17 protein-coding genes are annotated in these 20,948 nt (G+C 73.6%); 7 read left to right on the top strand and 10 right to left on the bottom strand.

What is annotated here, in order from left to right; all coding sequences use genetic code 11:
* Nucleotides 1-25 precede the first annotated feature (25 nt).
* The 3 genes from ACIQ7D_RS03210 to ACIQ7D_RS03200 are packed head-to-tail and all read right to left on the bottom strand — an operon-like array spanning nucleotide 26 to nucleotide 3,395.
* Nucleotides 26-490 carry a response regulator gene (locus tag ACIQ7D_RS03210; protein ID WP_403933044.1) on the bottom strand — a complete coding sequence of 155 codons (465 nt, stop codon included), beginning with the start codon at nucleotides 488-490 and terminating at the stop codon, nucleotides 26-28.
* Nucleotides 487-2,163 (bottom strand): ATP-binding protein, encoded by a 1,677-nt coding sequence (locus ACIQ7D_RS03205; protein ID WP_403933042.1) that lies wholly within the window; start codon nucleotides 2,161-2,163, stop codon nucleotides 487-489. The genes ACIQ7D_RS03210 and ACIQ7D_RS03205 overlap by 4 nt, the downstream gene beginning before the upstream one ends.
* Nucleotides 2,160-3,395: a PP2C family protein-serine/threonine phosphatase gene (locus ACIQ7D_RS03200; protein ID WP_403933800.1), complete on the bottom strand. Its 1,236-nt coding sequence runs from the start codon at nucleotides 3,393-3,395 to the stop codon at nucleotides 2,160-2,162. The genes ACIQ7D_RS03205 and ACIQ7D_RS03200 overlap by 4 nt, the downstream gene beginning before the upstream one ends.
* A 378-nt stretch (nucleotides 3,396-3,773) precedes the next feature.
* Between ACIQ7D_RS03200 and ACIQ7D_RS03195 the strand changes: the two genes are divergently transcribed.
* From ACIQ7D_RS03195 to ACIQ7D_RS03180, 4 genes are all read left to right on the top strand, one after another.
* Entirely contained in the window at nucleotides 3,774-4,178 is a 405-nt protein-coding gene (locus ACIQ7D_RS03195) for an ATP-binding protein (protein ID WP_403933798.1), read from the top strand.
* 280 nt (nucleotides 4,179-4,458) lie between these two features.
* A complete protein-coding gene (locus ACIQ7D_RS03190) occupies nucleotides 4,459-6,048 on the top strand; it encodes a PP2C family protein-serine/threonine phosphatase (RefSeq protein ID WP_403933041.1) in 1,590 nt (529 codons plus the stop codon).
* Nucleotides 6,049-6,139: 91 nt separating this feature from the next.
* Complete coding sequence (locus ACIQ7D_RS03185) at nucleotides 6,140-6,526, top strand: STAS domain-containing protein (RefSeq protein ID WP_403933039.1); 387 nt, start codon at nucleotides 6,140-6,142, stop codon at nucleotides 6,524-6,526.
* Nucleotides 6,527-6,671: 145 nt separating this feature from the next.
* Nucleotides 6,672-7,592 (top strand): AEC family transporter, encoded by a 921-nt coding sequence (locus tag ACIQ7D_RS03180; RefSeq protein WP_403933037.1) that lies wholly within the window; start codon nucleotides 6,672-6,674, stop codon nucleotides 7,590-7,592.
* A gap of 29 nt (nucleotides 7,593-7,621) precedes the next feature.
* Here ACIQ7D_RS03180 and ACIQ7D_RS03175 read toward each other — a convergent pair whose 3' ends face one another.
* From ACIQ7D_RS03175 to ACIQ7D_RS03145, 7 genes are all read right to left on the bottom strand, one after another.
* Nucleotides 7,622-9,484, bottom strand: a complete 1,863-nt coding sequence (locus tag ACIQ7D_RS03175) for an FAD/NAD(P)-binding protein (protein WP_403933035.1) — start codon at nucleotides 9,482-9,484, stop codon at nucleotides 7,622-7,624.
* Nucleotides 9,481-10,521, bottom strand: a complete 1,041-nt coding sequence (locus ACIQ7D_RS03170) for a dipeptidase (RefSeq protein ID WP_403933033.1) — start codon at nucleotides 10,519-10,521, stop codon at nucleotides 9,481-9,483. The genes ACIQ7D_RS03175 and ACIQ7D_RS03170 overlap by 4 nt, the downstream gene beginning before the upstream one ends.
* Before the next feature lie 58 nt (nucleotides 10,522-10,579).
* Nucleotides 10,580-11,380 carry an ABC transporter permease gene (locus ACIQ7D_RS03165; RefSeq protein WP_403933031.1) on the bottom strand — a complete coding sequence of 267 codons (801 nt, stop codon included), beginning with the start codon at nucleotides 11,378-11,380 and terminating at the stop codon, nucleotides 10,580-10,582.
* Nucleotides 11,377-12,357, bottom strand: a complete 981-nt coding sequence (locus ACIQ7D_RS03160; protein WP_403933029.1) for an ABC transporter permease — start codon at nucleotides 12,355-12,357, stop codon at nucleotides 11,377-11,379. Before ACIQ7D_RS03160 ends, ACIQ7D_RS03165 begins: the two co-directional genes overlap by 4 nt.
* Nucleotides 12,354-13,502, bottom strand: a complete 1,149-nt coding sequence (locus tag ACIQ7D_RS03155) for an ABC transporter ATP-binding protein (protein ID WP_403933027.1) — start codon at nucleotides 13,500-13,502, stop codon at nucleotides 12,354-12,356. Before ACIQ7D_RS03155 ends, ACIQ7D_RS03160 begins: the two co-directional genes overlap by 4 nt.
* The gene (locus ACIQ7D_RS03150) at nucleotides 13,495-14,601 is read right to left on the bottom strand and encodes an ABC transporter substrate-binding protein (protein ID WP_403933025.1); all 1,107 of its coding nucleotides are present in this window, start codon (nucleotides 14,599-14,601) and stop codon (nucleotides 13,495-13,497) included. Before ACIQ7D_RS03150 ends, ACIQ7D_RS03155 begins: the two co-directional genes overlap by 8 nt.
* A 100-nt stretch (nucleotides 14,602-14,701) precedes the next feature.
* Nucleotides 14,702-15,955: a peroxidase-related enzyme gene (locus tag ACIQ7D_RS03145; protein ID WP_403933023.1), complete on the bottom strand. Its 1,254-nt coding sequence runs from the start codon at nucleotides 15,953-15,955 to the stop codon at nucleotides 14,702-14,704.
* A 410-nt stretch (nucleotides 15,956-16,365) separates the two neighbouring features.
* Between ACIQ7D_RS03145 and ACIQ7D_RS03140 the strand changes: the two genes are divergently transcribed.
* From ACIQ7D_RS03140 to ACIQ7D_RS03130, 3 genes are all read left to right on the top strand, one after another.
* Entirely contained in the window at nucleotides 16,366-17,250 is an 885-nt protein-coding gene (locus ACIQ7D_RS03140; RefSeq protein WP_403933021.1) for a GntR family transcriptional regulator, read from the top strand.
* 126 nt (nucleotides 17,251-17,376) lie between these two features.
* Nucleotides 17,377-19,761, top strand: a complete 2,385-nt coding sequence (locus tag ACIQ7D_RS03135) for a zinc-dependent metalloprotease (RefSeq protein ID WP_403933018.1) — start codon at nucleotides 17,377-17,379, stop codon at nucleotides 19,759-19,761.
* Between the two features lie 168 nt (nucleotides 19,762-19,929).
* Nucleotides 19,930-20,943, top strand: a complete 1,014-nt coding sequence (locus ACIQ7D_RS03130) for a lytic polysaccharide monooxygenase (RefSeq protein ID WP_403933015.1) — start codon at nucleotides 19,930-19,932, stop codon at nucleotides 20,941-20,943.
* The last annotated feature ends 5 nt before the right edge of the window (nucleotides 20,944-20,948 follow it).

Below are 20,948 nucleotides of genomic sequence, written 5' to 3'. Positions count from 1 at the left end.
ATGCCCACCGGTCGCGTGAAAGGTGTCACCCCTGCCCGGGCATACGCCCGGGCAGCCGGACCACGGTGACGAAGAACTCGTCGATCTGGCGGACGGCCGCGATGAACTGGTCGAGGTCGACCGGTTTGGTCACGTAGGCGTTCGCGTGCAGTTTGTAGCTGCGCAGGATGTCCTCCTCCGCCGACGAGGTGGTGAGGACGACAACGGGGATGAGGGCCAGCTCGGGGTCGGTCTTGATCTGCTCCAGGACCTGGCGGCCGTCGTACTTCGGCAGGTTCAGGTCGAGCAGGACCAGATCCGGCCGGGGCGCGTCCGCGTGGGCCCCCCGCCGGTAGAGGAAGTCCAGGGCCTCCTCGCCGTCGCGCACCACATGGAGGGTGTTGCGGATCTTGTTGTCCTCGAACGCCTCGCGGGTCATCAGCTCGTCGCCCGCGTCGTCCTCGACGAGCAGGACCTCGATGGGCTCGACGCGCGGGGATGGCGAGTTCACAGGGGGGCTCCATGAGGGGTGGGGGGCCGTGTCCCACCGGCCGTCTCACCGGGCGGCTCGGTCGGCTCGGCGGAGGCGGAGGGTTCGGCAGACGGTTCGGGCTCGGGCTCGTCCGGGACGACGGGCATCGTGAAGTGGATACGGGTGCCGCCCTCGGGCACTGACTCCAGCCAGATCCGGCCCCCGTGGAACTCGACGATCTTACGGCAGAGCGCGAGCCCGATGCCGGTGCCCTCGTACTCGTCCCTGGCGTGCAGCCGCTGGAAGATGACGAAGACCTTCTCGGCGAACTCGGGCGCCACCCCGATCCCGTTGTCGGTGACGGTGAGATGCCACTCCTCGCCCTCGGCGGCGCATCCGACGGTGATCCGGCCGGGGCTGTCGGTACGGCGGAACTTGACCGCGTTCCCGACAAGGTTCTGGAAGAGCATGGCGAGGGTGGTCGGGTCGCCGGTCACCCGGGGCAGCGGGTCCTCCCGTACGACCGTGATCCCGGACTCCTCGACGGCGAGCGCGAGATTGCCCAGCGCGCGGTCCAGGGCCTGGTCCAGTTCGACGGGCTGACGGGCGTCGTTCACCCGGCCCACCCGGGAGAAGGTGAGCAGGTCGTTGATCAGGACCTGCATGCGCTTGGCGCCGTCGACAGCGAAATCGATGTACTGCTTGGCCCGGCCGTCGAGCTGGTCGCCGTACCGCTTCTCCAGCAACTGGCAGAACGAGGCGACCTTGCGCAGCGGCTCCTGGAGGTCGTGCGAGGCCACATAGGCGAACTGCTCCAGCTCCGAGTTCGAGCGGCGCAGTTCCTCGGTCTGTTCCGCGAGCAGGTCCTCGCGCAGCCGGGTGGCCGCGATCTCGTCGACCAGCCGGCGGCGCATGTCCTCCACGGCGGCGCCGACGGCCCGCAGGTCGGAGGGGCCCCGTACCTCGATGCGCCGGTCGAACGCCCCGGCGCGTACGCCGTCGGTCGCGGCCCGCAGCGCGTTGAGCGGCCGGCCGACCATCCGGTGCAGGAGGACGGAGAGACTCACCACCGTCACGACGAAGAGGCCGAGGATCAAGAGGAAGACGGTGTCGCGCAGCTCGCGTGCGTCGCTCAGCTCGGCGCGCGCGTGGTCCCTGGCCGTGTCGAGATGGCGCTGCTGGACGGTGAAGAGCCGGCGCAACTCGTCGAAGGCGGCCTTGTTCCCGGCGAGCCGTTCCCCGGACGCGGTGACGGTGCCCATGGTCCGTACGGAGTCGATCAGGGGCTCCGCCTCGTCACGCCGCCACTGTCCGGCGGAGCGGGCGAGCCGGTCGAGGTCGGCGGTGGCCTGCCGGTCGGACCCGACGATGACACGCATCCGCGCGATGAACCGCTCCTCGTCGGCGCGACCCTGGTCGTACGGTGCGAGGAACGACGGGTCGGCGGTGAGCGCGAATCCGCGAACCCCGGTCTCCTGGTCGAGCAGGGCGCGCTGGAGCTGGAGGGCGGCGGACCGGGCGGGCTGGATGCGGTCGACGAGTTCGTTGGTGCGGTCGTTCGTCCGGGAGAGCAGCGCCGCGGCCATGACCGTGCAGGCGCAGACGACCAGGATCAGGGCGGCCAGGATGAGCCGCACCCATCCCTGGACGGAGAGACGGGCGCGCGCGGCGCGCCACCGCGCGGTGGGGCGGCTCTGCGGGGGCCGGGTCACGGGGTGCCGCCCCAGCCGAGGTGGAGCACGGCGACGTCGTCCGCGAGTCCGCCGTACGGCGCGGCCCCTTCGGTGGCGCCGTCGACCAGCGCGTCCACGAAGGCCCGTGCGGGCAGTTCGCCGTGGAGCCGTGCCAGCCGCAGGAGTCCGTCCTCGCCGAGCCGGGTCGTCGGTCCCGTACGCCCTTCGAAGAGGCCGTCGGTGAAGAGCACGACATGGCCTCCGGGGGGCAGCGGGATGGTGGTCTCGGTCCAGCGGCCCGCGCCGGGCAGCAGCCCGAGGGCCATACCGACCCGGGGCTCCTCCCAGCCCACCGTGGCGCCGTGGCGGACGAGCAGACCGGGGTGGCCGGCGCGTACGACGCGGAACTCGCGTCCGCCGGGCGGGAAGACCAGTGAGGTGACGGTGGCGAAGAGGTGCTGGTCGGACCGTTCGGCGACGAGGATCTCCTCCAGGAGCCGTACCCGGTCCAGCGGGGGTGTCCCGCACAGGACGGCGGTGCGCCAGGCGACGCGCAGGCAGACCCCGAGGGCCGCCTCGGCTGCGCCGTGGCCGGAGACGTCGCCTATCACCGCGTGGACGGTGCCGTCCTCGGTCTGGACGACGTCGTAGAAGTCCCCGCTGAGCAGACCGTGGACGCGTCCCGGTTCGTACCGGGCCTTCGCCTCGAAGTCGTCGCCGCGCAGCAGGGGTACGGGCAGCAGGCCGCGTTCCAGCCGGGCGTTCTCCTGCGCCATCCGTTCGTTGGCGCGCAGGGCGGCGGAGGCCTGTTCGACCTGTTTGCGCTGGAGGGCGTAGCGGACGGCGCGGCTCAGCGCCTCCGGGTCGATACGGCCCTTGACGAGGTAGTCCTGGGCGCCGGTCGCCACGGCCGAGAGTCCGGTCTCGCTCTCGGCCATGCCCGTGAGGACGACGATGGCGGCGTCCGGGGCGGTGCGCAGGACGCGGGTGACGGCGTCGAGGCCGTGGACGTCGGGGAGGTGGAGGTCGAGCAGGACGCAGACGGGGGCGGTGCGGTCGGCGAGGAACCGCTGGCCCTCGGCGAGCGTCTGGCACCACGTGAGCGAGGCGCTGAGGTCGCTGTCGGCGAGCATCTCCTCGACGAGCAGCGCGTCACCCGCGTCGTCCTCGACGAGCAGCACGACGGCGTCGGCGTCCCACCGGGAGTCGCGTACGACGGCGTGGGCGGTCTCCCGTACGGGGGTGCCCTCACGCGGCGCGGGCGGGGCCATGGCCTTGGCCTTGGCGGTACGACCGCCGCGCACCGCACGCGACGAGAGGTCCACGGGCAACTCGACCACTTTCCACCCCTCCTCACCGGCGCCACCGGTCGCCCGGCGCCACTCCGGCGGGAAGCATATCGACATCCGGAGTGTCGTTCCGCAGGCGGTGGGAGAACGCTCCCCGCGGAGAAGTTGCGCCAAACCGGAGGGGCGGAACGGGGTGTTCCCGCACACTGGTTCCCGCACACCCGACCACACGCCGGGGAAACATGCGATGCTCTCCGCCGGGCGCGGGACCGTGTGCCGTGTGTCACGGGGCCGATGCCGGGCAGGACTCACCGGCAGGGGAGCCAGAGCCGCGTACGGGGGGTGCGGGGATTGACAACGGTGGACGACGGGGCGGACAACGCGGTGTCGGGGGCGCGGTCGTGGCTGGACGCGCGCCCGGCGGGTACGAGCGAGGCGCGCGCGCTGGCGCGCGCCTTCCTGGACCAGCAGGCGCCGGGCGTGCCCGAGCAGGCGGTGGTCGATGTGCTCCTGGTGGTGTCGGAGCTGGTGACGAACGCCATACGGCACGCGGGCGGGGTGACGGGCTTCCGGATCTCGGCGGGGACCGGGGTGGTCGAGATCGCGGTAAGGGACGCGAGTTCCCGGCTGCCCGCGCCGGAGCAGCGGCGCGAGGAGTGGCTCCCGGGCGGCTACGGCTGGCCGTTGGTGCAGCGGCTGGCCGAGGTGACGGTCACGCTCCTCGGGGACGGCGGCAAGCTGATCCGGGCGCTGGTACGGCACTGAGGACGCCGGTTCGGCACTCCACGGGCGCGGGTCCCGGGGCCGGGCCGGTCCCGGCTCCCCCACGGCCGCTCATGGCATGCTGATGCTCTCCGGGTGCCCGGCCGTGCCGGGCCCCGGCAGGGGCAGGGCGGGATTGCGCACCGCGCACCGGAAGGGGATGGTTCCCCCCATGACAACGACGCACTCGAAGTAGCGAGAGGGTGAAGGGGATTCGTGCCGAGGCACGGCGTCCCACTATGTGAGGCATGCACCGAAGACCTCTTCCCCGACCGGTCCGGCCGTGGGCGACGTGGCCCTGGAGTCCTCCCCGCACCCGGTGATCGTGGCCGACCGGGCCGGTGTGGTCCGGCTGGCCAATGCGGCGGCCGCCGCGCTGCTGCCCGGTCTCGCGGCGGGCTGCGACCTCTCCCGCCGCGGTCCGCACTGGCTCGCCGAGGCGCACGCGGGGCGCGAGCACACCGCGTACGGAGCGGTGGGCGAGCGCGCGTACCGGGCGCGCGGCGCCGAGACCGGCACCGGCGGTCTGACGACCTGGTGGCTCAGTGACGAGACGGACCACCGGGCCACGCAGCGGGCCCTGGACACGGAGCGGGAGCGCACCGCGTTTCTCGTCGAGGCGTCCGACCGGCTGCTGTCCTCCCTCAACGCCCGTACGTGCGTGGACACCACGGTGCTGCTCGCCGCCGCCCATCTCGCCGACGCGGCGGTCGTCGTCGGGCCGCGTACGGGCCGCCGGCTGCCGCTCAGCCGCGCCGCGCGGGGCGGCGCCGTCACCCGTACGACGCTGACCGCCGACCCTGCCGACGTGCCGGGTCTGGCCGAGGCGCTGCGGGGGGCCGCGCCGGTGTCCTCGCGCCGGATCGCCCCGGGGTCCGCTCCCGCGTGGCCGGCGCCCGAGGGGTTCGGCGGGATCGGCTCGGCCATGGTGACCCCGCTGCCGGGCAACGGGGTTCCGGCGGGCGCGCTGATCCTGCTGCGCCGGGCCGGGCGGGATCCGTTCACGGAGGACGAGGAGACCTTCGCCCGTGTCTTCGCGGCCCGCGCGGGCGCGGCCATCTCGGCCGCCCTGCTCCTCGCCGAGCAGTCCTCCGTCACCGATCTGCTGATGCGTGATCTGCTGCCGCCCCGGCTGCACCACTACGACGGGGTGGAGTTCGCCGGGGGCTACCGTCCCTCCCGCGACGACCAGCGGGTGGGCGGCGACTTCTACGACTTCTATCCGGCCGAGCGGCAGGGCGGCGAGACGCAGGCCGTGCTGGGCGATGTCTGCGGCAAGGGGCTGGAGGCCGCCGTACTGACCGGCAAGATCCGTAACACTCTCCAGGCCCTGCGGCTGGTCGAGCCCGACCACGAGCGGCTGCTGAAGCTCCTCAACGGGGCCCTGCTCACCTCGCACCACACGCGGTTCGCGACGCTGGTGCTCGCCTCGGTGACGCGCCGGGCGCACGGCGTGGAGCTGCGGCTGACCAGCGGCGGCCATCCCGCGCCGCTGATCGTACGGTCCGACGGCGCGGTGGAGGTGGCGCGGACCAGCGGCACCCTCATCGGGGCGCTGCCCGAGGTGTCCGCGCGGACGTTCCGTACCGTGCTGCGGCCGGGCGAGACCTGCCTCCTGTACTCCGACGGGATCACGGAGGCCAGGGGCGGGCCGTTGGGTGCCGGCGTGTTCGGTGAGGAGCGGCTGATGTCGGCCCTCGGCGAGTGCGCCGGTCTGCCGGCCGAGACGGTCGTCGAGCGCGTCCAGAGGCTCGCGACCGAGTGGGTGGGGCCGGGGAGCCACGACGACATGGCGCTCGTCGCCGTGACCGTGCCGCGCCGCAACCGTCTCAGCGCGGTGGGAGGACACGGACCGGGCAGGTTCACGGCATGACCCGTACCCGCTCCCCCGCGGCGCCCGCCGCACACGGTGTGCGCCGGGCGTGCACCGCCCGGCCGCCGGTGCTCCTCCCGGGGCGGCCCGGATGACCACCACACCGCCGGATCCGCTGACCGTCGTCGTCACCACACCGGCGGCCGACACCGTCGTGGTGCGGCTCGACGGTGAGATGGACTACGAGACCTCGTACGAAGTGATCGACACCGTACGGCAGTTGCTCCGCAGCCACCGGGGGATGGCGCGGCTGGAGCTGCACTGCGGCGGGCTCACGATATGCGACTCCATGGGCCTGTCGGCGCTGGCGATGATCCGGCGGCTGGCCGAGTCCGACGGTGTGCGTCTGGTGCTGACGGAGCGCCGGCCGTCGCTGGAGCGGGTGCTGCGTGGCACCGGCACCCGCGACCATCCGGACGGGACGGAGGAGGACGGGCGCGAGGAGAGTACGCCGTCGGGCGACGCCGGCCCCGGCTGAGGCCGTCCGCCGTTCCCACCGCCCCCGGTCCGGGGTGAGCCAGCCCACGTTGACCTGGAGTGATGTTCCTCGGGAGGGTTGACTGCATGACCCACCTATGTGCTCCACCGCCGCCGTCCGCGCCGATCTGTGACGGGGACATGCCGTGCAGGGAGTACTGACCGGTTTCGCCGTCATCGCCGTGGTCATCGGGGTCGGCTATGTGATCGGACGGCGCCGATATCTCGGCGACAACGGCCGTGAGGTGCTCACGAAGCTGGCCTTCCATGTGGCCACGCCCGCCCTGCTGTTCACCACGCTCGCGCGGGCCGATCTCTCGGTCGTCCTCTCCAGCCGGCTGCTGATCACGGCGATCAGTACGGCCGCCGCGGCCGGGGCCTTCGTGGCGGTCGCCCTGCTCCGCCGCTGGGACCTCGGGCGCACCACCATCGGCGCGCTGTGCTCCAGCTATGTCAACGCGGGGAATCTCGGCATCCCCATCGCCGTGTACGTCCTCGGGGACGCCTCGCTCGTGGCGCCCGTCCTGCTCTTCCAGCAGCTCGTGATGACACCGATCGCGCTGACGGTGCTCGATCTCGCGCAGCCGGGCGAGAAGCTGCCGCTCTGGCGGCGTCTGACGACACCGCTGCGCAATCCGATCGGCGCCAGCTCGCTGTGCGGGGTCGCCTTCGCGGCCCTGGGGTGGACGGTGCCGGGCCCGGTGCTCGATCCGCTGCTGCTGATCGGCAACATGTCCGTCCCGGCCGTCCTGCTGGCCTTCGGGATCTCGCTGTGCGGCTCCACGCTGCCGGGGCGCGGCTCCGACCGCTACCCCGTGCTGCTCTCCGCCGCGCTGAAGTCGGTCGGCCAGCCCGCCGCCGCGTGGGCGCTGGGCTCCCTGGTGTTCGGACTGCACGGGGCCGCGCTGCTCGATGTCGTGGTGACCTCTGCGCTGCCCGCGGCACAGAATCTCTACACGTACGCCTCGCGCTACCGGGTCGCCGAACGGCTGGCTCGGGAGTCGATCCTGCTCTCCACGCTGCTGTCGGTGCCGGCTCTGGTGGTGGTCGCGGCGCTCCTCGGCTGAGGAGGTTCCCGTACGGTCCGCAGGGGCCCTCACGGCCGGCCGGCCGCCGCTCCGAGCGCGGAGCGGGCGATCGTGTCGGCCTGCCGGAACATCGCGGCGTTGCCGCGCGCCCGCGCGCCGATCGCGGTGTTCCACTCCACACCCTCGACGGGGATACCGAACGCGAAGAGATGCGGGTGCGGCCGTCCCGAGGCGTCGCGTACCCGCAGCTCGGCGGGGACGATGTCGAGCGCCCCGGTCGCCGTCGCGTCGTCCCCCGTGCCCGCCCGGTGCGGCCGGGCCAGTCCGGAGGTGACGAGCCCGGCCAGCAGCGGGTCGGCGGTACGGGCCAGGTCCTGGCCGGGCAGCCAGGCGTCCAGCAGGGCGCGGGCGGTGGCGGGCGGGCCGCCGACGGCCGGGGAGAGCGCGGTGAAGCGGCCCGCCTCACTGTCGACGGTGACGGTGGGGCGCGGGCCCAGGAACTCGACGACGCGCGCCTCGCTCAGCGCGATCAGTTCGGCGATCCTGCGGGCGGGCGGCCCGCTGGCGACATGGGCGCCGTACGACCGGAACCACGCCAGTTCGGGGTGGGAGCCGCCGGTGAGCACGCCCGCGGCGACCACCCGCCGCACCTGCCCCTTCACCGCGGCGATCGCCGCGGCGGCGGCCTTGACCGGGCTGTCCCCCGGTGCGCGCGCCGCGGCCAGGTCGGTCCGCAGCCAGGCGCGGGTCCACTCCCCGAACGCCGCGCGGTCCGCAAAGGTCCGGCCGGCCAGCGGGGTGTCGAGGTCGAGCGCGTCGAAGCGGTCGGCGGGGTCGCGTACCCCGTCGGCGAGGAGTTCCCGCTGGGCGTCGGAGCCGTGGGAGGCCGCCGCGTACCGCTCAAGGAACGTTCCGGCCTCCATCCGGACCGCCGAGGGCCGGTTGGCGAGCAGCGTCCGGTACCACGCCGCGCCCGCCTCCTGGGCGATCAGTGGCCACACCTCGGTGCGGAAGCCGACCGTGCCGGGCGCGCGGGCGGTGAGCCGGGCGACCGCCGCCCCGTCGAAGAAGACCGGGGTGTGTCCCGCCGGTATCCGGCCCGGGGTCTCGGCGCGCGCGAGATACGGCACGCCCCGGCCCGAGCCTGCGATCAGGCGCGGTTCGCGGCCCGAGGGGAGGTAGCGCGGCGCGCCGCTCCCCGTCTCCTCGAACCGGCCGCCGCGCCCGGCGGTGACCAGGGTGAGCTGGTCGAAGAAGTTGAGCGCCAGCCCCCGTACGAGGACCGGTTCGCCCGGCTCCAGCAGATCGAGCGGGGCCTCGTGCGGATGGCCGGGCGGCAGGTGGCTCAGTCCGTACCGCTCGGCGGTGGCGGTCAGCGACCGGGTCTCGTCCGAGGGGCGCTGGTCGGTGTGGCCGGTGGCGAGGACGACGGCGTCGGCGAGCAGGCGCGTGCCGTCGCCGAGCCGGAGCAGCAGCCGCCCCTCGGGGGCCTCGTCCAGCGCGACGGCGCGGGTCGGGTGCGCCACGATCCGGACGGAGGGGGCGGCGGCGCGGACGATCCGGTCGTGGGCCCAGGCGAGATAGCGGCCCATCAGCGCGCGGGAGGGGAACTCCCAGGGTTCGGTGCCCGGTTCGTGCTCGCTCGCCCACTGGGCCAGGGAGGGCCCGGTGGTCGCGGGCCCCGCCATCGTCACGGTCTCGTCGGGGAACGCGGTGGCGTGCCCCGAGAGTGTGTTCATGAGCAGATGCCCGGACTGCCCGGGGTGCCAGATCCGCCCGGCGCCCGGCGGGTGCTCGTCCATGACATGCACCTCGGCGGGGGTGTCCGCCCAGGGCCCCGCAGGGCCGAGGTTGGCGGTCAGGCGCTCCAGTACGGCGGTGCCGCGCGGCCCGGCCCCGACGACGGCGATACGGAGCGGGCGGGCGCTCACGCCGCGGTGTCCCAGATGTCGGTCAGCACACGGTGCATGTTACCGCCGAGGATCTTGGTGATGTCCTCGGCGGTGTAGCCGCGGCCGGCCAGCAGTTCGGTGATGCGCGGCAGGTCGGCGGGGGTGCCCATGCCCTCGGGGTGGATCCGGTCGAGGTCGAGGTCCTCGCCGACGATGGGGATCTCCGGGTAGAGCCTGCGCACCCGCGCCATGCCCTCGCGGGAGTACTTGCGCTCGTCGCCGACGTCGGTGCCGACGATGACGTGGTCGATGCCGATCAACTCGACCAGGTAGTCGATGTTGTCGGCGAAGACCTCGGCGCCGGGGCGGCGGGTCAGCCCGTCGGGGGTGAGGAAGCCGGACTTGGCCGCGAGGCCGAACACACCGCCGCGCGCGGCCAGTTCACGGGCGACGACATCGCTCTTGTTGCGCGGGCTGTCGACGAAGTGGGTCAGGCCCGCGTGGGTGACGAGGACCGGCCTGTCCGAGACCTCGATGGTCTCCAGGGTGGAGCGCTCGCCGGTGTGCGACAGGTCCAGGGCGACGCCCAGCCGGTTGCACTCCTGGACGAGGGAGCGGCCGAAGCGGCTCAGCCCGCCGTTGGCGGTCTCACCGCTGCCGTCGCCCGCGAAGTTCCGGTTCTGGTACGTCAACCCCATGAAGCGCAGGCCCAGTTGGTGGAGAGCTTCGAGCCGCCACAGGTCCTCGCCCACCGGCTTGCTGTCCTCGAACCCGGCGAACCAGGCCACGCCGCCCTCGCGCTTGGCGCGGGCGACGTCGTCCAGACCGTACGCCTGGAAGACCCGGCCGCCGGTCTCGGCGAGACGGTGGCGCCAGCCGACGATGGCCGCCGCGGCGGCGTCGTACCCCTGGGAGATGGAGACCGCGTGGTTGATCGCCGTGACCCCGGAGACGGCGAGCTTGCCGAGGTAGGTCTCGTCGGCCCAGGGCAGCGGGGTGCAGTCGAGCGCGTTGAAGACGACGCTGTCGCGGTGCAGTGCGGCGGGGTCGAGGGGCTGCGCCGGGGTGAGGGGCACGGTGTTCTCCTTGCGACGGGCGGGGCGTTCGGTCGGTACGTGGGGGGGGCGGGTCCGCTCAGCCGGATCGCAGGGTGCGGCGCAGTCCGAGTCCGCGTTCCACCAGGACGACCACAACGACGGAGAGCAGGACGAGCAGGACGGAGAGGGAGGCGACGGACGGGTCGCTGCGGTACTCGACGTACTGGAGTACGGCCACCGGCAGGGGCACGGTGTTCTGCCCGGAGACGAACAGGGAGATGACGGTCTCGTCGAAGGAGAGCAGGAACGCGATGATCGCGCCGGAGAAGAGACCGGACCTGATGGTCGGCAGGGTGATCCGCCAGAAGGTGACGAGTCCGTTCGCACCGAGGGTCCGCGCGGCCTCCTCCGCGCGCGGGTCCGCCGAGACCAGGGAGGCGGCGACCGTCCGTACGACGTAGGGGATGGTCACCCCGAGGTGGGCCAGGATCAGCCCCCAGTAGGTGTCGGTGAGCGGGATCGGCGCCAGGATCAGCAACAGCGCGAGCCCGAGCACGATGTGCGGCACGAGCAGCGGCGAGAGGAAGACCGCCTCCAGGGCTGCGCGGCCCCTGAAGCGCAGCCGGGTCAGCGCGAGGGCCGCCGGTACGCCGGTGACGACGGCGAGCAGTGCGGTGACCGCGGCGGTGACCCCGCTGACCTTGAAGCCCTCGCGGAAGGCGTCGTTGGCGAAGACCTGCCGGTAGGCGTCGAGGCTGAAGCCCTCGGGCGGGAAGCGCAGATAGGTGGAGGTGTCGAAGGACTCCACGAGCACGATGAGGATGGGCGCGAGGAGGAAGAGGTAGAGGAGGGTCAGGACGACGGCCCACCCGGCACGGGACGGACGGCGCGCGGTCATGAGCGGGCCTCCCCGGGTCCGGTGAAGCGGGCTTCGAGGGCGCGCTGGGCCCACAGATAGACCGCGATGACCACGCCGAACAGGGCGAGCAGCAGCATCGACAGGACGGCCGCGACGGGCCAGTCGAGGCTGGTGATGGCCTCGTCGTAGATCTCGGTGGCCAGGACGAAGACCCGGCCTCCGCCGATGAGCCGGGGTGTGACGTAGCCGCTGAGGCTGAGGACGAAGACCAGCAGCGCGGCGGTGAGCACCCCGGGCAGGGTGAGCGGCAGGACGACGCGGCGGAAGACCGTACGGCGGGGCGCGCCCAGGGACGCGGCGGCGTGTTCCAGCGCGGGGTCGAGCCGGCCGAAGCCGCTGATCATCGCGAGGATGGCGAACGGCATGTAGATCTCCGTCGAGGCGATGACCACACCGGTGAGGTTGTTGGCGAGATGGAGCGGGCTGTCGATCACTCCGATGCCGGTGAGCGTCTTGTTGATGACGCCCTGGCTGCCGAGGATCGCCATCCAGCCGAAGGTGCGGGCCACCGAGGAGATCAGCAGTGGCGCGATGGCGAGCGCGACGAGCAGGCTGCGCCAGCGGCTGGTGGTGCGGGAGAGGAAGAGCGCCACCGGGTAGGAGACGACGAGGGTGAACACGGTGACGAGGGCGCCGAGTTCGATCGTCTGCCCGATGACGTTCCAGTAGTGGGAGCTGGACAGCACCTCGCCGAAGGTGGCGAGGGAGAAGGTCTGCCGGATGAGACCGCCGTCCATCGACTCGTTGAACGACATGCGCACCACCCAGACCAGCGGCAGCGCGTAGGTCAGCAGGAGCGCCAGCAGGCCGGGCAGCAGCAGGGCGAGGGCGAGCCGGGCGGTGCCGCCCCGGCGCGGGGACGTCGGCGCGGGGCCCTGGGGCGCCGCGCGGTCCGGCGCCTTTGTGGAGACCTGCGGGGGGACCTCCGTGGGTACGGAGCCGGGGTCCGCCGTCATGACGGGCCCTGCGGGCGGTCCGTGTCGTCCTGGCCGGTCCGGTCCTCGGCCACCAGCCGGGGCGCCGCCGGGTCCCAGGACAGCTCCACTCCGGCGCCGGGGCCGAACGGCTCCTGCGTCCCGGTGGGCCGTTCGACGTCCAGGACGGGCCCGTCGGCGCCGACGCGCACACGGTACGCGACGGTCTCGCCCGCGTATCCGGCGGAGAGCACCGTGCCGCGCGCCCCTCCGCCGCTGCTGCCCGGGGCGGCGGGGGCGAGGGCGATCCGGTGCGGGCGCAGCATCACGGTGGCGGTACGGCCGGGCGCCACGGCGTCGCCCGCCGCGGGGACGGTACCGAGGCCGGGCAGGTCGACCGGCGTACGGTCGCCGGCGCGGTCCCGGGCGGTACCGTCCAGCAGGTTGGCGCGGCCGACGAACCGGGCGACGAAGGCGCGCTCCGGGCGCTCGTAGATGTCCTCCGGGGTGCCCACCTGTTCGATCCGGCCCTGGTTCATGACGGCGACGCGGTCGGCCATGGAGAGGGCTTCCTGCTGGTCGTGCGTGACGAAGACGGTGGTGACACCGGTCTCGCGCTGGATCCGGCAGATCTCGTCGCGCATCGCGGAGCGCAGTTGCGCGTCCAGGTTCGACAGGGGCTCGTCGAGCAGCAGCACGGCCGGCTCGACGACCAGCGCGCGGGCCAGGGCCACGCGCTGCTGCTGGCCGCCGGAGAGCTGGGCGATCCGCCGCCCGGCGAGATGGCCGAGTCGTACCAGCGCGAGCGCGTCGTCGACCCGGCGCTTCAGCTCGGCCTTGGGTGTCTTGCGCATCTCCAGGCCGAAGGCGATGTTGCGGGCGACGTCCAGGTGCGGGAAGAGCGCGTACGACTGGAAGACCACGCCCATGTCGCGGTGGTGGACGGGCGCGTCGGTGATGTCACGGCCGTCGACCTGTACCCGCCCGGCGGTGGGCGGGACCAGTCCCGCGATCATGCGCAGCGTGGTGGACTTGCCGCAGCCGGAGGGGCCGAGGACGGCGAGCATCTTTCCGCGTTCCACGGCGAGGTCGATGCCGCGGACGGCGGCGCCGTCCCTGCCCGGGTAGATCTTGGCGAGCCCGTCGAGCACCAGGTGCCCGGTGGCCGCCTCCGGCGTGTCAGCCACCGATGACCTCCTGCTTGATGCGGTCGACCCAGCCGGTGTAGCGCGTGGTGAGCCAGCGCCAGTCGACGGGTATCTGGTTCTTCCGCTGTGCGGCGGAGGCCGTGGTGCGTTCCTTGGCCGCCGGGGCCAGTTCGACGTCCTTGTTGACGGGCGCGTAGAACGCCTCGTCGTCGAAGGCCTTCTGGGCCTCGGCGCCGATGGCGTAGTTGATGAACTTCTGCGCGGCGGTGCTGTGCCGGGACTTGTTCACCAGGTTGATCGTGTTGACCTGGGTGACGGTGCCCTCCGTGGGGAGGACGGGCTGGACGACGCCCTTGGAGGCGTCCTTGTAGTACTGGCCGCGTGCGTTCCAGCCGACGGCGACGTCCGCGTCACCGGACTGGATCGCGGTGTAGACGTCCGGCGAGGGCTGCCAGGTCTGGACGGCGGGCGAGAGCTTCTTCAGCTTGTCGATCGCCGGGTCGATGTCCTTCTTGTAGTCGCCGCCGAGGACCTTCTCCAGGGCGATGATCAGGGCGACGCCACGGGTGTCCGCGATGGGCATGGCCAGTTTGCCCTTGTAGCGCGCGTCCCAGAGGTCGTTCCAGCTCGTCGGCGCCTTCTTGACGTTCTTCGAGTTGTAGAGGATCGAGAGGCTGTCGAAGGTGACGGCGGGGCCGTAGCCGTCCGGGCTCTTCGCGGTGTCGACGAGACGGTCGACGTTGGTGACCTTCGCCGCGTCGATCGGGGCGAAGAGCTTCTCCTTGTTGGCCGTCGGGGCCACGGAGCTGTCCATGAGGGCGACGTCGGCGACGGGCCGGCCGCTGCTCGCACGGAGCTTGGCCAGTACCTCGGCGGAGTTCTGGATGGGGACGTACTTGACCGTGATGCCGGGGTTGGCCTTCTCGAAGGGCTTGATCACGGTCTTGGTGAAGGAGTCCTGGAAGGTGCCGTAGAACCCCATGAACGTGATGGTCTGCTTGCCCCCGGCGTCCCCGCCGCCCGCCGCGGCCCCGGACGGGTTGGCGGCGTTGGAGGTGCAGGCCGTGGCCAGCAGTGCGGTGGTGGTCAGCGCGGCGGCGGCGGTGAGGGTGGTGCGGAGGGTACGGCGGGAAGGCATGGCGGTCTCCGGTCGGACGGATCGGAAGATACGGGGAGTACGGGCAGGGGGCGACGGGCGCCGTGGGGCGACGTCGGGCCGGGGGCCACGGGGACGGCGGCTACGCGTCGCCGGTCCGTGGCCCGGGGACCGACGTCCCACTACAGGACTCCCGTGCGTCGGTGCGCGGGGATCCGGTGTCCGGGAGCGGGGTGCCGGGGAGGTGCGCGTCGCCGAGGACGAGCATCAGCCGGTTGGCCCAGCCGAAGAGGGCGACGGCGTGGACCAAGTCGGTCAGTTCGGCGTCGTCGAGCCCGGCGGCGCGCAGCGCGGCCAGGTGGCGGGCGCCGGCCCCCGGGGGTGTACGGGTCTGGGCCTCGGCGAAGCGGGCGACGGCGGAGCCGCGCGGGTCGGCGACGGCACCCGGGGCCGTTCCCGTGCTCGTGCTCGTGCTCGTGCTCGTTGGGGTGGTGAACGCGTCGGCCCCGTCGCGCAGGACACGCAGCGCCTTCGCCTCGTCGCGGGAGAGCTGGGCGTACTTCCGGCCGTGCACGGAGGCGCAGTACACACACCCGTTGACCCGGGAGACCACCAGGGTCGCCAGCTCGCGCTCGGCGCGGGGCAGCCCGCCGCGGCCGTACATGACCGCGTTGTAGACATGGGTCCGGTGGTCGAGCGCGGCCGGGTCGTGGAGCAGGGTGCGGTAGTACGGAGAGGCCGTGGAGAGCGTGGCGTGCGCGTCGATGACGGCGCGCTGCTCCGCGGTGAGCGTGTCCACGTCGACGGCGGGGATCCGTGGCAGCCAGGTGAGCTGGTCGAGCGTGAAGGGCACGGCGGGCACGGCGGGCCCCGCCCCGGCCCCGGCCGCTTCCGGCTCCCCGGCCGTTTCCGGCTCGGTGACGGGCAGGCCGTCGGTCCGGGCGGCCGGGCCGCCGGCCAGCAGCGCCAGTCCGGCGGCGACGCGCGCCTCGTACGAGACGAAGGCGCAGATCTGAGCGAGGGCCACGACGGCGGGCGCGTCGAACCCCTGGGCGCTCAGCGCGGCCAGGACAGCCGCTCCGGCCCGGTCAGGGGCGAGGGTGACGCGGTCGGTGAAGGCGAGGACGGCGGCCCTCCGGGCGGCGTCCCGCTCGTCCCCGGCGGTGTCCGTGGTGGCCAGGTCGTCCGTGGTGGCCAGGTCGCGGTAGGCGGCGGCGAGTCCGGGCTGTCCGGCGAGTTCGGCCGCGCGGGCGGCGGCGGTGATCCGCAGCCCGTGGCCGAGGGTTCCGGGGAGCGGCGGCAGGAGCAGGACGCGGCGGGTGGCGGCGGTGTGCTCGCCGATCGCGGCGCGGGGCGCGGTACCGGTTGCGGCGTGCCGCCCGATCTCCTGGCTCATGGTCCGTCCTCCTCACCTGTCGTGCGGGTGGGTCACCTGTCGTCCGGGTGGGCCGTATGCCTGTCCACCCGTCTGTCCACCGTTCTGTCCGCCTGGTAAGACGCCTTCCCCCGGACAGGAAGTGAAAGCTAGCCCCGGCCAGGGGCCCCGCGCAAAGCCCCGCCCCCTCCCGAACAGCGCTGCTCAGACCCCTCGCGCGCCGCTACGGGGCCGTGACCGGACGGCCTCCTGATGCATCAGGTTCCGCGCGGGGCGTGGCAGACTGCCGTGGGAAGTGGATTTTCGGCCGCACCTGATGCATCAGGCCAGCGGCGAACCATCCGGAAGATCCGTTTCGGGCGGACTCCGGCCGGGCCGGTCCGGGAAAAACTTCTCGCATGTTGAGACGCGGTCCAGAAGGTGAGACACAGATGGCGATCGCCGCGTACCGGACGGTGGCGGAGGATCTGCGGCGCCGGATCGACGAGGGCGAGTTCGCGCCGGGCGCTCCGCTCCCCTCGCGCGCCGCTCTCGCGCGCCATTACGGCGTCGGCTCGAACGTCGCCACTGCCGCCGTCCGCCTGCTGACCACGGAGGGCCTGGTCAAGGGGCGCGCGGGGCGCGGTGTGTTCGTACGGGAGCGGCCCTCCTCCGGGACGATGGCCCGCTCGTGGACCCAGGAGCGGCTGCAGGGCAGGCTCGCGGTCACGGCGGCCGGCGGGGAGGCGCGCGGAGCGGGCTCCCCGGGAGGCGGCGCGGACAGGGAGCGCGCCGTGCTCGACACCGGCGGCACCGGTAGTCCCGGCCGCCCCAGCGCTCCCGGCCGCCCCGGTGACGGATCCCCCGCCGACGACGGCCGTACGGTGCGCGGCACCCCGCGCTCCACCACCGGCGAGGCCCCCGAGGAGATCGCCCGGCGCCTCGGGGTACCCGCGGCCGAGCCGGTGATCCGCAGCGAGTACCTGCTCACCCGGGACGGCAGACCGGCCATGCTCTGCGTGAGCTGGGAACCGCTCGGCATCACCGGCGGCACCCCCGTATCGCTGCCGGGCGCCGGTCCGCTGGCGGGCAGCAGCGTGGTGGCGCGGATGTCGTACATCGGTCTCCAGATCACCCGTTCCACCGAGACCGTCACCGCGCGGACCGCCACCCGCGCGGAGGCGGACGCCCTCGATCTGACGCCCGGCGCGCCCGTCGCCGCCATCGAGCGCACGTATTTCGCCGGGGAACGCCCGCTGGAGACCGCGGATCTGGTCGTCCCCGGCGAGCGCTTCCGCCTCGCCTACGAGATCCCCGCCGAGCCGGCCGGCGGCTGAGCACACCGCGGGGCGCGCGGAGCGGGCACGTAGCATCTCTCCCTGCCCCGGATCCGGCCGTCCTGGATCCCGTCGTCCCGGATCCGGCCGTACGGACCGGATCCCCCAGCGAGAAGCGAGCCCGGCGTGAACGACCAGTCGCCCGCACGGACACCGGGCGCGGCCCCGGATCACCACCCCTTCCTCGAACTGTGCGCCGACGCCGAGGGGCACCGGCCGCTCCTCGCCGTCCGGCGGTTCGACACCCCCTTTCTGCTGATGGCCTCGCTGTCGCACGGTGTGGGTTCCAGCCGGCTCGCCCTGGACCGGGGCAAGGCGGGAAAGGTGCGGGTCGCCGTGTTCCGGCGGATCGCCGGGCGGGTCGTGCTCGTCCAGCGCAACAAGCACCATCTCGCCACCGGTGACACCGCCGCCGTACGCGCGGGCGAGGAGTCCTTCGCCACCTCGGTGCTGTGGAGCGGCCCGGCACTGCGCGAGCAGGACGGCGCCGTGGTCGTGGACGCGACCGGGCTGGCGCTCACCGATCTCCACGGCGTGGCCGAGCAGTTGGCGGCGCTGGAGCAGGGCCCGTACGCGGTCGACCCGGCGGCCTCCTTCCCGCTGACGGACGAGGCGCGTTCCGGTGCGCGCGGTCCCCGGCTGCCCGCGCTGCTGACCTTCCGCGGCTCCTCGCCGGGCGCGGCGGTGCGGGACGTGGTGCCGGTGCCGGGCTCGCTCACCGTTGTCCAGCAGCTCCATCTCATCCCGCTGCCCGACCCGCCACTGCCGGTACGGCGCTACCACCCGGGCTCCGGCGGGTACGGGATCGGCCACGACGACCACGGCGCCGGTACGGCGGCCGGCCGCCGGGTGAAGATGCAGCCGCGCTTCCGGCTGGAACCGCTCGACCCGGCCGCCCCGTCGGGCCCGGTGCGCCGCCCGATCGTCTTCTCCGTCGACCCGGCCGTTCCCGAGCCCGTACGCAGCGCCGTCGTGGAGGGCGGCAACTGGTGGCGGGAGGCCTTCGAGCGGGCCGGGTTCACCGACGCCTACCGGGTCGAGGTGGCGCCCGAGGGGACCGACGACAACGATCTCGCCGTCAACTCGGTGCGCTGGGTGCACCGCGACGGCCGCGGCTGGTCGCACGGCCAGGCGCTCACCGACCCCCGTACCGGCGAGATCATCTGCGGCCGGGTCCGGCTCGGTTCGCAGCGCGTGGAGCAGATCACCGCGCTCGCCGAGGCGCTGCACGCCCCGTACGGGCAGCCGGACGAGCGGGAACGGCTGGCCGCCGTCGAGCGGCTGGTGCTCGGCCGGATGCGGCAGCTCGCGGCCCACGAGATCGGTCACGCGCTGGGCTTCATGCACAACTTCGCCAGTACGCACCATCCCCGCCCCTCGGTGATGGACTATCCGCATCCCCGGATCACCGTCACCCCCGACGGCCGGCTGGACTCCTCGGAGGCGTACGGCGAAGGGCTCGGTCCGTGGGACCACTTCCTGGTCGCCCACGCCTACGGCCGCTTCCCCGGCCCGGACGGCATCCAGGAAAGCCTCCAGGACGACGGCCCGGACGAGGAGAGCGCGCTCGCCGCGCTGCGGCGCGCGGCGGCCGAACAGGGCCTGGCGTACGTCACCGACGAGGACGCGCACGCCCCCGACGCCGCGCATGCCGACGCGGTGCTCTGGGTCTCCCCCGTCGCCGACCCCTTCGCCGCGCTGGAGGAGGCGCTGGCCGTCCGGCGGGTCGCGCTGGCCGGGTTCTCGCGCGCGGTGCTGCCGCCCGGCCGGCAGACCGGCGAGCTGGAGGAGCGCGCGGTCCTTCTCCAGCTCTACCACCGCTCCCAACTCGCCGCCGTGGCCCGGCTGATCGGCGGTACGCGCTACGCGTACGGGCTGGCGGGCGAGGCGAGTGGCGGCGCCGAACCGGTGGCGGGCGACGTCCAACGACAGGCGCTGGCAAAGCTGTCGGGGCTGCTGCGCCCCGAACACCTCGCCCTGCCGCGGCAGATGCTGGACGCGCTCACCCCGCCCGCCATCCGCTACGGGCGGAGCCCCGAGTACTTCGACACCCGGGCCGGGCGGGTCTTCGACCCGTTCAGCGCGGTGGAGGCGACGGCGGCGCTGGTCACCCAGGAGCTGCTGGATCCCGCCCGGCTCAACCGGCTGGGCTGGCAGCACGCGGCGGATCCGGCCGTACCCGGTCCCAGGGAGGTCCTGGACACCCTGCTGGACACGGTGTGGCGGGGGGACCCTCCGGCGGACGACGGCCTGGTCGCGGCCGCGGCGGTGCGGGAGACCGCGGGGTGGGTGGTGCTGCGCGCCGCCGTCGGCGCGGTGCGGAGCGACCTGCTGCACGGTGCGGTACGGACGCGGCTCACCGCCGTGCTGCGGCAGCTCGCCGAGGAGCTGTACGAGGCGGCCGGCCCGGCGGAGCGCGAGGCGTCCGCGACGCTGAGCGCCTTCCTGACGGGCGACGACACCGTACGGCTCGGCCCGCCGCCCCGGATCCCGCCCGGGGCGCCCATCTGACCGACCTTCGAAAGACCTTCGGCAGACCGGACCTGACAGACCCATCGGGCATATCCCCCTCCTGAAGATCGTTGTTCTCCGGCTGAACAACCGGCGGGCCCCGGCCGTAATACACAGCACGCTGCCGGGGCCGACGCTGTCGGGGCCCGCCGAGGAGGTCTGTCAGGTATGTTCCGCCATCGCACCGTCGGCCCGGTTCTCGCCGCTGCCGTCCCTCTGCTGCTCGCGGTCCCGACGGTGCTGACGGCGGCGCCGGCGTACGCGCACGGCGCGCCGACCGATCCGCTGAGCCGTACCGCCGCCTGCGGTCCCGAGGGCGGCGCCGCGACATCGACGGCGGCCTGTCAGGCGGCCGTCGGCGCCAACGGCGGCCAGACGTTCGAGGCGTGGGACAACCTCCGTATCGCCGATGTCAACGGCAGGGACCGGCAGTTCGTACCGGACGGGCGGCTCTGCAGCGGCGGCCTCGACGCGTACCGGGGCCTCGACATCGCCCGGGCCGACTGGCCGGCCACCCGGCTGAGCCCCGGCGCGGGGCTCACCGTCACGTACCGGACGACGATCCCGCACACGGGAACGTTCGAGTTCTATCTCACCCGGGAGGGGTACGACCCGACCGCTCCGCTGCGCTGGGACGATCTGGCCGGGAAGCCCTTCCTCACGGTCACGGACCCGCCGGTCGTGGACGGCGCGTACCGCCTCTCGGGCACGCTTCCGGCGAACCGTACCGGCCGGCACGTGCTCTACACGGTGTGGCGCAATACCAGTACCCCGGACACCTACTACTCGTGCTCCGACGTCGTCTTCCCCGAGGGTGCCGACGGCTCCACGGGGCCCGGCGGCTCCGCCGGTTCCCTGGGTTCCGCCGGTTCCGTGGGCCAGAACGCCCCCGGGCAGCCCACGGTCCCGAGCGCGCCGGCGTCCCCCGCCCCCGCCACGGACCCGGCCCCCGGGATCTCCGCCGTACCGTCGTCGCCCGAGGCGGCCGTCGAACCGCCTTCGGAGACCGCCGCCGTCTCCCCCACTCCCTCCGCCGACGGGCCCGTACCCGCGGCCGCCGCTCCCCGGACCGTCCCCGTGTCCGCCCGTACGCCCTCCGACTACCTGCCGGTGGCCGTGGGCGGGGTCATGGCGGTCGTCGGCATCGGCATGTTCGTGATGCTCAGGCGGCGCGCCCGCTGATCACC

It is taken from the genome of Streptomyces sp. NPDC096310, from assembly GCF_044763125.1.
Taxonomy (GTDB): Bacteria; Actinomycetota; Actinomycetes; order Streptomycetales; family Streptomycetaceae; genus Streptomyces.
This window is presented reverse-complemented; position numbering and strand designations above follow the sequence as displayed.